8 protein-coding genes and 1 pseudogene are annotated in these 13,096 nt (G+C 47.0%); all 9 read left to right on the top strand.

What is annotated here, in order from left to right:
- Positions 1 to 46: 46 nt before the first annotated feature.
- The 9 genes and pseudogenes from ASG85_RS34690 (at position 47) to ASG85_RS34650 (ending at position 13,074) form a co-directional block, all read left to right on the top strand.
- Positions 47 to 1,783: a sensor histidine kinase gene (locus ASG85_RS34690; protein WP_057307815.1), complete on the top strand. Its 1,737-nt coding sequence runs from the start codon at positions 47 to 49 to the stop codon at positions 1,781 to 1,783.
- Positions 1,784 to 1,810: 27 nt separating this feature from the next.
- Complete coding sequence (locus tag ASG85_RS34685) at positions 1,811 to 3,358, top strand: response regulator transcription factor (protein WP_057307814.1); 1,548 nt, start codon at positions 1,811 to 1,813, stop codon at positions 3,356 to 3,358.
- A gap of 109 nt (positions 3,359 to 3,467) precedes the next feature.
- Positions 3,468 to 3,641, top strand: a pseudogene (locus tag ASG85_RS39520) (phenazine biosynthesis protein); the annotation flags it as partial.
- Between the two features lie 280 nt (positions 3,642 to 3,921).
- Positions 3,922 to 6,132 (top strand): AraC family transcriptional regulator, encoded by a 2,211-nt coding sequence (locus ASG85_RS34680; RefSeq protein WP_057307813.1) that lies wholly within the window; start codon positions 3,922 to 3,924, stop codon positions 6,130 to 6,132.
- A gap of 80 nt (positions 6,133 to 6,212) precedes the next feature.
- Positions 6,213 to 7,790: an extracellular solute-binding protein gene (locus tag ASG85_RS34675; protein ID WP_057307812.1), complete on the top strand. Its 1,578-nt coding sequence runs from the start codon at positions 6,213 to 6,215 to the stop codon at positions 7,788 to 7,790.
- A 228-nt stretch (positions 7,791 to 8,018) separates the two neighbouring features.
- Positions 8,019 to 8,993: an ABC transporter permease gene (locus tag ASG85_RS34665; protein ID WP_057307810.1), complete on the top strand. Its 975-nt coding sequence runs from the start codon at positions 8,019 to 8,021 to the stop codon at positions 8,991 to 8,993.
- Between the two features lie 28 nt (positions 8,994 to 9,021).
- The gene (locus ASG85_RS34660; protein WP_057307809.1) at positions 9,022 to 9,885 is read left to right on the top strand and encodes a carbohydrate ABC transporter permease; all 864 of its coding nucleotides are present in this window, start codon (positions 9,022 to 9,024) and stop codon (positions 9,883 to 9,885) included.
- A 78-nt stretch (positions 9,886 to 9,963) separates the two neighbouring features.
- Positions 9,964 to 11,562 carry an extracellular solute-binding protein gene (locus ASG85_RS34655; protein ID WP_060649269.1) on the top strand — a complete coding sequence of 533 codons (1,599 nt, stop codon included), beginning with the start codon at positions 9,964 to 9,966 and terminating at the stop codon, positions 11,560 to 11,562.
- A gap of 87 nt (positions 11,563 to 11,649) precedes the next feature.
- Positions 11,650 to 13,074 (top strand): glycosyl hydrolase family 28 protein, encoded by a 1,425-nt coding sequence (locus tag ASG85_RS34650; RefSeq protein ID WP_082588346.1) that lies wholly within the window; start codon positions 11,650 to 11,652, stop codon positions 13,072 to 13,074.
- Positions 13,075 to 13,096: the final 22 nt, after the last annotated feature.

Here is a 13,096-nt window from a genome sequence, read left to right as displayed (position 1 = left end):
ATAAGTGATGAAGCTATCACCCATCTACTGCCGAGAAGGAGACATTATGAAATGGACTAAGCCATTCCTTGCGATCAGCATTCGAAGCAAAATTATCATCTTATGCATTATCAGTTCGTTGGTGCCGCTCGTTTTAATCGCTTCATTCACATTTATATATCTAAGTAAGGCCATTGAGCACAAATTCTCGGACACAACCACTAATCTGCTCAGTTCGATCAACTGGAACATTCAGACGTTCGTTAACGATGTTGAAGGCATCTCCAAGCTGATGCTGTCTTCACGGGATGTTCAGTCTTTCCTGACGTATAACAAAGACAATTCAAAGGAAATTTATCGTCTGCAGACCGTGACCCGGGATTTTGCCATCAACATGACTAATAATAAATCGTATATCAGGTACCTGTATGTCGGTAGCCCGCAGCGGGAATTAATCGTAACTAATCAGTGGGACGCCCTAACGAACGACAACATTTACGGGGCGGTCACTCATTCCCAGTGGTACAGTCAAGTCGATGATATACAAGGCCGAGGCATATGGCTGAATAGCGACGAGTTTCACATTCTCAAAACGCCGGACCTGCTTCTCTATGGGAAAAGGCTCAACAACCTCGACACGCTGGAACCGATTGGCTTGATGATCATCTCCATCGACCGCAGAGTATTTGATGATATGTTTCGCGATATCAATAAACCGGCAAACGGGAACCTACTGATTCTTGAGCAAGGAAGAGTGATTTATTACAACGCGCAGACCGGGACGCAAAACCCGCTGAATGAACAGGACTTAAAGGCGATTTCTGCTTTGCCTGACAAAGGGACCCAAATCCAAACGATAGACGGAGAACAATACGTGATTACGTTCGATACGAACGCAAGCACCAAGTGGAAAGTGGTCAGTATGATTCCATATAACAGCATCAACTCCGAAATCGCATTCATTCGAAACCTGACGATCGGATTGACGCTGGTGGCTTTCCTGCTGGCAGCAGGAGGCGCGTTCTTAATTTCTGATAGAATTACCAAGCAATTGACTCTCCTCACATCTGTGGCGTGGAAAGCGGCAAGGCGGGAAGAAATCGAAGGCATCCACTTTAAAGAAAAAGATGAAATCGGCAGAATCGGCAACCAGTTTATCCGGATTTTCCGGAATAATTCGGAGTTGACGGATAAGCTAATGGAAGCGAAACTGAAAGAAAAAGAAGCGGAACTGATAGCCTTGCAAAGTCACATTAATCCTCATTTTCTATATAATACGCTGAATTCCGTCTATATGATGGCGGAGAAGATCGGGGCCAAGAACATTTCGAAAATGGTTATGTCACTATCCAACATTTTCAAGCTCAGTTTGAACAACGGCGAGTATATTACCACAGTCGGCAATGAAATTGAACAAGTAAAAAATTATTTGGAGATTCAGAATATCCGCTATTACGGGAAATTCGATGTCGAGATTGATTTGGAACCGGGAATTGAAAAGGTAAGTATGCTTAAGCTGCTAATTCAACCACTGGTGGAGAACGCTATTTATCATGGAATCGAATTGAAAGAAGACAAGGGGAGTATATTCATTCGGGGCCGAATGAATGAGAGCGAACTGCTGTTTGAAGTTGAGGATGATGGCGTGGGTTTTGATCCAACGATAGCTCGACCAAGGGGATATGCATTAAAAAATATCCAGGAAAGAATTCAGCTGCATTATGGTCAGGAATACGGAATCTACGTAGACAGTTCACCGGGCGTCGGTACCAAAGTCAAACTTGTAATCGGCATTATGAAATGACTCACGAAGTGAAGGTGGGAGTACAACATGTATAGACTTTTCATAGTGGATGATGAACAGTTGGTTGTGGAAACATTATCAACCATGATCAACTGGAACGATTACGGAGTTCAGATTGTGGGAACAGCGTACAATGGTAAACAAGCCCTGAACCAGATTATCCAAACGGAGCCGGATATCGTTTTAACGGATATACGGATGCCAGGTCTAAACGGACTTGAGTTAATCCGTGCGGTTAAGAAACATGGAATCAAGGCGGAGTTCATAATCGAGAGTGGATATTCAGAGTTTGAATACGCCAAGGAAGCGATTGAATTAGAGGCCGTTGATTATCTCATTAAGCCGGTGGAATTGGATGAGGTCGCTAATACAGTTAAGAGAGCCATTGATCGTTTAGAACGGAAATTTGAAAAAAACGTAATTCGTCCAGAACGTCGGATTGCTGAGGCATTGGATCGGGCCGTACTTACTGATCTTGTTGTTCACGGGAAGGATCCTTCGTTCGACCATAAGCCGTTTGAGCAATATACCCAGTATTCCGCAATTGTAATAAGCAGTGCGACAACGCATTGGCTAGAACGTTTGAAAGCCGATGGTATTACAGATTCCATATTGGATTTTTTCTCCACAAAAGGAATAACGGTTGAACTCCTTTATGAAAAGCAAAAGATCATCTTATTTTGTATGGTTTCATTAGATGATCCAAACCATTTGAGGGAAATCCTTAAGCTTGCAGCATCCAGATTCTCGTATGGCATTACTCCGGATTGCTTGTCATTGGTGTTCGGGACCGGCACTATAGTCGGGGATATTATGGATGCTCACAAATCTTTTTTAGCTGCGGATGGGGCATGCCAAATGGGGCTATTTTTCAATATTGCTGTGGTTGATGGCAAAAGGTGGCTAGAACTCTCTTACGTTTCCGATCAATTTGCATCGGAGTGGCTCGAGGTAATAATCCCTTACTCCCGAAAATTTGAGGAAATGCTCGATTTGTGGACGGATAAGGGATCGAGTGGTTTGATCACTCCCTTCATCATAAAGAAGACGGCTGTACAGTGGACAAACTGGATGCTTAATAAGATTGAGGAAGATTATGGCGTGAAAATCGAGAAAGTAATTGGAGACCGGTCAACGGTGCTCGATAATATGCTGCAAGCATCAAGCTGGTTGTCGTTGAAAAAGGAATGTCACGAATTGTTGAAGAGTGTCCAGTTCTTTCTGAATGTGACTAAAACTACCCTAAAAGAAAAATTGGTTCAAGAGATTAAAACTTATCTCGAGACACACTACTGTGAGAATATTCAGTTGGATCAATTGGCGGAGCACGTTGACCTCAGTGCCTCTTATATTAGCAACTTATATTCCAAATCGACCGGACAGACAATCTTGGAGTACATCACTTCCTTGCGAATCCAAAAGTCGAAACAACTGCTGAGGGAAAGCAGTCTCAAAATTTCCAGAATATCAAAATCTGTTGGATACGATAACCAAAGGTATTTCGGTCATGTATTCAAAAAGCATGTCGGCATTAGCCCAGGTCAGTATCGAGAGGATCACATGATTCATCAGTGAAAGTCGCCGGTTGGCGGTACGAACTAAATATCAGATAGTAGGGCAAGAAAAACAAAGAAAAACGACTAAAGTTGCGAGGGGAAGAACGTGTTATTAGGAGCAATTGAAGGCGGATTGTAATTTTATCCCTTTCTGGGCAAAACGCCTAGGTAAGAACGAAATGGTGGCGAGGCAGCTTTCCAAGCGTGGTGGAACATTGTATTGTGGATTAGTCGGTGACAGGGTAACCATCAGCGGATCAGCAGTTTTATTTTCCATTGCAGATCTTCAAATTATGGAATAAGCCCACAACGCTTAATTCTCGAAATCAATTTGAGCAAACAAATAAAGTCTTGAAGTAACAAACAAAATTTTGAAGAATAAAGTTTTTAAGTAATTAGGCGTTCACTCTATGGTGAACGCTTATTATTTGTATAGTTGTTTGTTCATTGATTTCCGACACTTGCAATCTACGAACCTATGGCAAATCAAGCAAAAGATTGGTATATTGGTTTTACCCGAGGGCAATGGAAGAGAAACATTCAGAAGTTGTACGGTATCAAGGATTGTGCGGGAGGATACTCATGAAATTCTTGTCTTTTTATAGAGATACCTTTTTTAACCGCCTCATCTTATCGCATACGGCATTAGCTATCGTGCTGCTCGGACTTGCGGGGGGCTACCTGTACACGCAGGCCAATCAGATGATGGTGAACGAAATCGCCAGGGATAGCCAAAGCCGTCTCGTTACGGCAAAGGATTATGTGGAACGGAGCTTGCTGCAAAAATACGAAGACAATCTACAAAATAAGGTCATACCCACCATTTTCACTCGGAACAACTCTAATTTAAATTATTTGCTGGATAATGAATGGGTAGGAAACCTTGATCTAATTTTATCCTTGCAACAAGATCTTGACAGTTTTAGGAAAACATCTGAAGGCGCTTCCAATATAACCGTGTATTTTCATAAAGGAAATTATGTTGTAAACAGCGATCTTTTCATTGAAAATCCTGAAAACTCCAAGGACTTCGGTTTTATAGGGCAACTTTCGCAAATTGCTCCGAACCGGTGGATGATCCGCACATTGCCGGACGGAAAACAAGTGATGACGTATGTCGTTAAGCTCCCATATGGGATTGGCAGCTCTTCGCCGAAAGGATACCTATATGTTGACGTCGATCTGGAGTACCTGAAGCAGGCTGTAGCTAAAATCATTACCTCCTCATTCGAGAGGTTCTATATATTCGATGCGAACGGGAATGTACTCCTGCAAACAGCCGGGGAGAATCCGGAAGAAGTCGGGCTGCTTCAGCAAGCCGTCGGATCCGGCAAGACCGTCTCAAAGATCAGCGACAGTGTGCGCGGTACCATCGTATTATCGCATCTCGCCGGCTCGAAGTCGGAACTTGGTTGGACTTATGCGATGGTTCGGCCGATGAATTCATTCGTGCTGGATTCAAAACGAATGAAAACCAAAATTTTCGTAGCCTGCTGTCTTGTGCTCGTGTTCGGGCTTGCGGTTTCCTACCTGATTTCCAAACGTTTCTATCTCCCGATGAAAAAGCTGATCCAACATGTTCGCAACCTGTATCAACCGGGTCTGAACCCCGGCCATGCGAATGAATATATGATTATAGGCAGTGCGCTCAACTTCATGGGACAAAAAATCGTGAGTTTGGAATCTCAGGCCAAAAAGAATGAGATGAAAAACCTGGTGTTGGGCGCCAGTCTCGGTCTAGTACATGTGGATGGTCTGCAACAGGAATGCCGTTATCAGGTGGTACATGCCCAACTCATCGAAGGCGATAGCGAGAAGCTTAAGATGCGATACGAGCAATTCGATCGCACCGTGCCATACGAGGTTGTTTGCTTGAATTCGCAGGAAGTGGCCATCATTTACTTCCTGGATTCACGTACCGAGATGGATGATGAGATGGTAGCAGCGGAATTGGACAAAATCAAGGACGAAGTACGGGGAGAGCTTCGATTCGGAGCGGGTATCGGTACTTCGGTCGTATCGCCCGAAAAAATTCCTCTTTCCTATCGAGTTGCTCATCAAGCGTATCGATATCGCTTTATGTACGGTCCTGAAGCAATCATTCTTCATTCGAAAATTTCCGCTTTTGATCCGAAGCCGCCACTAATTCCTCTGGCTACATTTCAGAATACGCTTAAGGCCGGGGATGTAGAGGGCGCTAATCTATTTATCGATGAATTCGCTGCGATTCTGATGGAACGGAATATGCAGCTTGAATCGGTGGAACTCGCGCTTCTTCAGCTCGTTTCCGCACTGTACGAAACGATCATTGAGCTGGGGCTGCAGCAAATCGTTCCTCCTTCCAATCTGTTTGACGAACTGAAGAAAGATACGCTGGCGGACACGATGGCATCAATTCGCAGACTTTCCGAACGGATTGGGGTCCATGTGCGGGATTCAGTCAAGCATAAGCAAGCGGAAGTCATTTTCAAGCTGAAAGCCTATATCGATGAGCATTTGCACGAAGAGCTTTCGCTCAACGTTCTTTCCGAAGTTGCTTCGCTCGCTCCTGCCTACATTTCCACCTTGTTCGGCGAAGTGATGAACGAATCGTTTACCGAATACGTGACCCGAATCAGACTCGAAAAAGCCGCTTGCTTGCTGCGGGAGGACGATAAGTTGTCCGTTACGGAAATCGCTTCACTTGTCGGATATCGTAACTTGCAATATTTTCATGTTAAATTCAAAGCACGTTTTGGCATTACTCCGGTTCAGTTCAGACAAACGAAACCAACGGCGAGTGCGACCAACTAGCGGGTTTTTTCCTTAAACAGCCTTTTAACGGCTGTTTCTTCCATTTCTAAATAAAGAAATTAAAAGGGGAGGACAAAACAATGAACCAAAGAAAGCAGACTTTGCTTGGTCTGATGAGCATCGTCTTGTCGATGTCTCTCGTCGCGGCCGGTTGCGGCAAAGAAAGCGATAGCAAGACTACACCGAAGGCATTCGTAGAAACGGCGAAGCCCGAGGCCGGCGACAAACCGATCGAGATTACGTGGGCGAACAACTTCAGTCCTCCTGAAGCTGACGGCAACTATGTGCAGAAGCAGCTGGAGCAAAAATTCGACGTTAAAATCAAAAACGTCAAACTTGACCGCCAGGGATGGAAGGATAAGTTCAACGTCCTGCTTGCTTCCGGACAAATTCCCGACATTTTCCCGATCGATGCAGATGAAACCGATATGGCCGCATGGGCGGATCAGGGCATCATTGCCAGTATTTCCCCAGATGAAATCAGAAACAATATGCCGAAGTATACGAAGGCGCTGGAATCGATTGACGCCGGCTCATGGAATGTCGGTTACTATAATGGAAATAACTGGGGGATTCCTAAAGTATGGCCTACCGGCAATTCAGGTATGATCCCCGGTTACAATGAAGCATGGCTGAAGAAGATCGGCTATACCGAGCCTCCGAAGACGCTCGCGGAGCTGGAGGATGTGCTCACCAAATTCCTCAACAACGATCCGGACGGCAACGGCAAGAAGGATACGTACGGCATGTCGGGCCGAGGCAAGCTCCCGTTCCAAATGTTCACTTCCGTATTCTCGGCTTACGGCGTATCGCCGTATCAGTTCATGCTAGGTGCCGACGGCAAAGTCGTATATGGCGGTATCACGGAAGAAACTCGCTCGGCGCTCAAGCTCCTGAACAAGTGGTTCGAAGCCGGACTTATCGATCCGGAGTTCATCACGGCGGATAACGGTCAGCTCAATGATAAATTCGCCAACCAAAAGATCGGCATGGTCGATAACATGGGTTGGCGCAACTTTGACGTCGAATCCGGATATATTACGAAATCCGCATTGGAAAAGGGCCAACACGTTATTGCAGGAAAGCCGGTTATCGGGCCAGCCGGCAAAGCGTATGCCTTCTCCTACGGCGCGCGTCAAGCCCCTGTATTGTTAGGTGTGCAGCTTGAGAAGGATGCAGCGAAACGGGCCAGGATTGAGCAAATTCTCGAATACGTGGCAACAAATCCGGAAGGCTGGCTGCTTACGAATTACGGTGAGAAGGGCGTCAACTACGATATGAACGGCGACTTTGTCGTTGCAAGGCTGACACCGGAGGCCTCAAAAGCCGGCGCCGGCAGCTTCTACAACCCGCTTGTGTATGTTGATACTTCCATGGTGAAATATAACACGACCAGGGAATCGCTGAATCTGAAGGCGAAGCTGGACAGTGGTTATGAACCACTCAGGGACGTTATTGGCCCGACCGTATTGACCGCCAAGGCAAAATATTGGGCGAGTTTGCAGACGCTGATGGACAATTATTTGATTAAAGCCGTCATCGGTAAAGCGGATACGGATAAAGGGTTCGACGATTTTAAGGCGAATTGGCTGAAATCCGGAGGCCAAGAATTGACGGACGAAGCCAACAAGGTATATGCACAGCGGCAAAAGAAGTAATCGAATAGGAAGCTCAATGTGGCAGAATAGCGCATTTCCGTCCCCAATATTTCCCAAACAGCCGATTTCAGGCTGTTTTTTTTCATTTCTAAAGAAATTAACATCCGATTTTGAAAGAATTCAAAAAAATTCAAATGAAATTGACATGGAAAGAGCGCTTTCAATCGTTTACATTTGGAGCATAGCAGCAGGGTCACACCAACTCAAACTTGGAAAGGAGATGCAAATATGAATCCGGCACACGCCTCCGAAGTAAGCGTTACCAAAGAGACCGGAAGAAAAACGGAATCCAAGTGGGGCTACACCTGGAGACAATATAAAAAGAACAAAGCTTTGTTTCTGTTATTGGCTCCTGTGCTAATCTGGTACGCCGTTTTTCATTACGCACCGATGTACGGCATTCAACTGGCATTTAAAGATTTTTATGTAATGAAAGGGATAGTGGATAGTCCATGGGTGGGGTTTAAACACTTTCATTATATGTTTGTGATGTCCCCCGACTTTTGGAAAATCATGAAGAATACGCTTTTGATCAGCTTCTATCAAATCGTATTCGGTTTCCCGGCTCCAATCATACTGGCGCTGCTGTTTAATGAAGTCCGGCTGACGATGTTTAAGAAGGTCGCCCAAACGATCTCGTACTTGCCGCACTTTTTATCGTGGATCGTTCTCGGGGGCATTATGATTTCCCTTTTGTCACCGGAAAGCGGGGTTGTAAACTATTTCATCAAGGGGCTCGGTTTTAAGTCGATCTATTTTCTGGCAGATGAAAGCTGGTTCCGGTTTACACTGGTGGTATCCGCTATATGGAAAGAAGTCGGATGGGGCATGATTATCTATTTGGCAGCTTTGGCCGGCATTGATCAGCAATTGTACGAAGCCGCCGTCATCGACGGAGCGAACCGATGGAAGCAAACGCTGCACATTACGATTCCGTCCATTCTTCCGGTGATCACCATCTTGTTGATCCTTAGGGTAGGCCACATTCTGGATGCCGGCTTCGACCAGATCTTCACGTTATATACGCCTGCCGTATATGATGTTGCCGATGTGCTGGACACTTACGTATATCGCGTAGGCTTGCAGAACGCACAGTACAGCTTGACGACGGCTGTCGGCATATTCAAAAATGTGGTCGCACTGATTCTGGTATTGTCTGCCAACTATATTGTGAAAAAATTGGGTCAGGAAGGAATTACATAACTCCATGACCCGAAAGGGATGAACAAGCATGAGACTCAGTTCCGGTGAGAAAGTGTTTCAGGTTTTCCTGATCGGATTTATCTTTATGGTGTGTGCCGCTATGCTTTATCCGTTTGCGCATGTGCTCTCGATATCGCTGAGCACGACGGCGGAGGCAGTCCGGCCTGGCTTGCACTGGTACCCGCACGAGATATCTTGGTTAGCCTGGGAGCGGGTTGTGGAAGACATCAATGTTTGGCGTGCTTTAGGAAACACCGTTTTTCGTACCCTAGTCGGGACCTTTCTGACGCTCCTTGCCTTGTCGATGGCGGCTTATCCACTTTCGAAGAAGCATCTGCCGCATCGCAGCTTTTACATGATGTTTATCGTCGTCACGATGTTTTTTAGCGGAGGTCTTATTCCATCTTATCTCTTGATCAAATCGCTCGGACTCATCGATTCCCGCTGGGTCTTGATCATCCCCGGCTTGATCAGCACGTTTTCACTTCTGATTCTCCGCAATTTCTTCATGACCATGCCGGAAGAGCTTGAGGATTCGGCGAAAATGGATGGTGCCAGCGACCTGCGGATATTGTTTACCATTGTCATTCCGCTGTCGAAGCCGGTGCTCGCAACTTTGGCGCTTTGGTCCGCTGTCGGGCATTGGAACGCATGGTTCGATGCCATGATCTATCTGCAGGATCAAAAGCTGTACGTGCTTCAGACCTTCTTGAGGCGGCTTGTCATCGCTGCCGAGAGCGATCCGCTCCTGCCCCCCAAGGATGAAAATATGGCTGCGGAGACCGTCAAGGCCGCCGTAATTATGTTTACCGCGCTGCCAATCCTGATCATATATCCGTTTCTTCAGAAATATTTTGTCAAAGGCACCTTGGTCGGTTCGATTAAGGGATAGTTGGTTTAACCGGTGCGCTTCAGAAGCGTTCCGTTTAAATAAAATAATGTGAGTACGATGAAAAGGGAGGACAAAGCAATGAGTCAAAGAAAGAAGAAACTGTTGGGCTTGACGGTAGTTGTATTGTCGATGTCGCTTGCCGTCACAACCGGTTGCAGCAGCAAAACTGGAATCGAAGGTACTGCTTCACCGCAAGCTAGCGGGGGTGCAGCGACAACGGCGGCCAATGCGAAACCGATCGAGATTGTTTGGTCGAACAACTTCAATTCCCCGGAATCCGAAGAAAATCTGGTGCAGAAGAAGATTGAAGAGAAATTCAATGTCAAGATCAAAACGGTTAAGTTCGAACGCCAAAGCTGGAAGGAAAAATTCAATGTTCTGCTTGCCTCCGGACAAGTGCCGGATATCTTCCCGATCGATGCGAATGAAACCGATATGGCCGCTTGGGCTGACCAAGGTGTTATTGCCAGTCTTTCTCGGGATGAGCTCAAAAAGAACATGCCGAATTATATGAAAGCGCTGGAATTAACGGATGCCGGCGCTTGGGATGTCGGCTTCTACAAAGGGAAGGACTGGGGGATTCCGAAGGTGTGGCCGAACGGCAACTCCAGCTTCATCCCCGGTTACAATGAAGCTTGGTTGAAGAAGGTCGGCTACAACGAGCCGCCGAAGACGCTTGCGGAGCTGGAGGATGTACTCACCAAATTCGTCAATAACGATCCGGACGGCAACGGCAAGAAGGATACATACGGTATGTCGGCCCGAGGCAAGCTCCCCATCCAGATGTTCACTTCCATTTTCGCTGCTCACGGCGTTAATCCGTACGCGTTCAAGCTGGACGCAGACGGCAAGGTTGTGTATGGAGGCATCACTGAAGAAACCCGCACGGCGCTCAAGCTTCTGGACAAGTGGTATAAGTCAGGGCTTATCGATCCCGAGTTTCTGACGACCGACAACGGCCAGCTCAATGAAAAATTCGCCAACCAAAAGGTCGGTATGGTCGAAAACATGGGATGGGGTAACTTTGTCAATACCTCCGGGTTTATTGCGAAGCCCGCAGCGGACAAGGGACAGAACGTCATCGCAGGAAAGCCGGTTGTAGGCCCGGCCGGCAAACCGTACAGCTGGTCTTACGGCGCGCGTCAAGCCCCCGTACTCTTGGGCGTACATCTTGAGAAAGATGAAGCGAAACGGGTTAAGATTGAGCAAATCCTGGACTTCCTTGCTACTAACGACGAATACTGGCTGTTGACTGTATACGGCGAAAAGGGCAAAAACTATGATCAGCCGAACGGCGACTTTGTCGTCGCCAAGACGGATCCTGAAGCCGCAACTGCTAAAGTCGGCGCCGGCAGCTTCTACAACCCGCTTAATGCCGTAGATACTGCCAAGCAGAAATTTAATACGAGTAATGAACTGCGGGAGCTGAAGGCGAAGCTGGATGTCGGTTATGAGCCGTTGAAAGATGTTATTGTACCTGCTGTATTGTCGGCCAAGGCGAAGTACTGGGCAAATCTTCAGACGCTGCAGGATAAGTACTTGATAAAGGCAATCACAGGCGCAGCAGATACGGACAAAGAATTCGACACTTTCAAGGCGGAATGGTTGAAGGCCGGCGGCCAGGAATTGACGGACGAAGCCAACAAGGTATATACAGAGCGTAAGGCTGCGAAGTAATCTGGACAAAGCATGATCTAATTTGACCGGAACACGTCTCACGTGTTCCGGTCAAACTGATACTATTCAAAGCAAGGTGGGATATCGATGACCGTTTCGTCGAAGCGAATGATCACATACCCGGCTCCTGGGGGGGCGGCAGGTAATTCCGACTATACCGTGCGTGTTCGACAAGATCAGGGCGAATGGCAGCCCTTGTTCTGTTACAACGTGAAGGTTGACATGCACAATGTGCGGAACGCCTCGATGGTCTATTTCGATTGCGCCGGTGCGGTTGAAGTCGAAGTGACCAAGAATTACGGGGACATTCGAAGCGTGGAGATCCGCCCTGTATCTGCGGGGATTCACGGCGTTGTGAACGAAAACCGGGTGACGTTCAAATTGGACGGCCCCCGTAAATTGTCGTTCGAAGTGAATGGAGACCGGTTTCATAATTTGCACATTTTCGCCAATCCGATCGAGGAAGACTCGCCGAACCCTGCCGATCCCGGCGTTGTCGTTGTTCAGCCAGGCAGACATCAGACGGATGAGCTTCAACAGCTGGTTTCCCGTGAGGGTTCTGTTCTTTATTTCGAATCCGGCATGCATGTCCTGGAACAGCCGAAGCTTCATATCCCTTCCGGCATGACGGTATATATCGCCGGCGGAGCAGTCGTGGCCGGATCGTTCGTCTGCGACCATGTACAGGATGTGACGATCCGGGGGCGCGGGATCATCTACATGTCCGATTTCGAGAAGACAACCTATTACCGCACCGTTGAGATCCTGTTCTCCAGAAACGTTCAGATTGAAGGAATCATCGCGGTCGATCCCCCACATTATACCGTTATGATCGGGAATTCCGAGCATATCACGATCCGCAACATCAAGTCATTCAGCACCCGAGGGTGGTCGGACGGGATCGATATGATGTCCAGCACGGATATCGAGATTCTAGATGTGTTTATGCGCAATTCCGACGATTGCATTGCGGTTTACGCCAGTCGTGGGGATTACCAGGGCGACACACGGAATGTCACCGTCCGCAATTCCGTCTTATGGGCGGATGTGGCTCATCCGATGAATGTCGGCGGGCACGGCAATCATGAGAAAGGGGACATCGTCGAGAACATCCTTTTCGAAAATATTGATGTGCTCGAGCATCATGAGCCGCAGCCGTATTATTGGGGATGTATGTCAATAAATTGCGGCGACAACAATACGGTCAGGAATGTCACTTATCGAAATATCCGGGTCGAACCATTCGAGCTCGGACAATTGATCGATATTCGCGTGCTTTTCAATCCCAAATATAATCCATGTCCCGGTTACCGGGTGGAAAATATTTTGTTCGACAATATCGTTTACAACGGAGCCTGCGATAATCCGTCGGTTATTGCCGGATTCGATGAGTCCAGAATCGTCAAGGGGGTGATGTTCCGGAATGTTCGAATCAACGGTCGGCACCTTCTCCATCCGGAGTCTGGAAATATTCAGGTAGGAGAACATGCATATGACGTTGAATTCACCTAATGCAGTCGAATAAAATCATTGG

Source organism: Paenibacillus sp. Soil724D2, from assembly GCF_001427935.1.
Classification (GTDB): Bacteria; Bacillota; Bacilli; order Paenibacillales; family NBRC-103111; genus Paenibacillus_E.
Note: the sequence above shows the minus strand (reverse complement) of the source record. Positions and strands in the feature narration are given on the sequence as shown.

Bases quoted from the DNA above. Each gene is read 5' to 3' on its own strand.
- ASG85_RS34690 (WP_057307815.1), top strand. From the start codon at position 47: ATGAAATGGACTAAGCCATTCCTTGCGATCAGCATTCGAAGCAAAATT.
- ASG85_RS34685 (WP_057307814.1), top strand. From the start codon at position 1,811: ATGTATAGACTTTTCATAGTGGATGATGAACAGTTGGTTGTGGAAACA.
- ASG85_RS34680 (WP_057307813.1), top strand. From the start codon at position 3,922: ATGAAATTCTTGTCTTTTTATAGAGATACCTTTTTTAACCGCCTCATC.
- ASG85_RS34675 (WP_057307812.1), top strand. From the start codon at position 6,213: ATGAACCAAAGAAAGCAGACTTTGCTTGGTCTGATGAGCATCGTCTTG.
- ASG85_RS34665 (WP_057307810.1), top strand. From the start codon at position 8,019: ATGAATCCGGCACACGCCTCCGAAGTAAGCGTTACCAAAGAGACCGGA.
- ASG85_RS34660 (WP_057307809.1), top strand. From the start codon at position 9,022: ATGAGACTCAGTTCCGGTGAGAAAGTGTTTCAGGTTTTCCTGATCGGA.
- ASG85_RS34655 (WP_060649269.1), top strand. From the start codon at position 9,964: ATGAGTCAAAGAAAGAAGAAACTGTTGGGCTTGACGGTAGTTGTATTG.
- ASG85_RS34650 (WP_082588346.1), top strand. From the start codon at position 11,650: ATGACCGTTTCGTCGAAGCGAATGATCACATACCCGGCTCCTGGGGGG.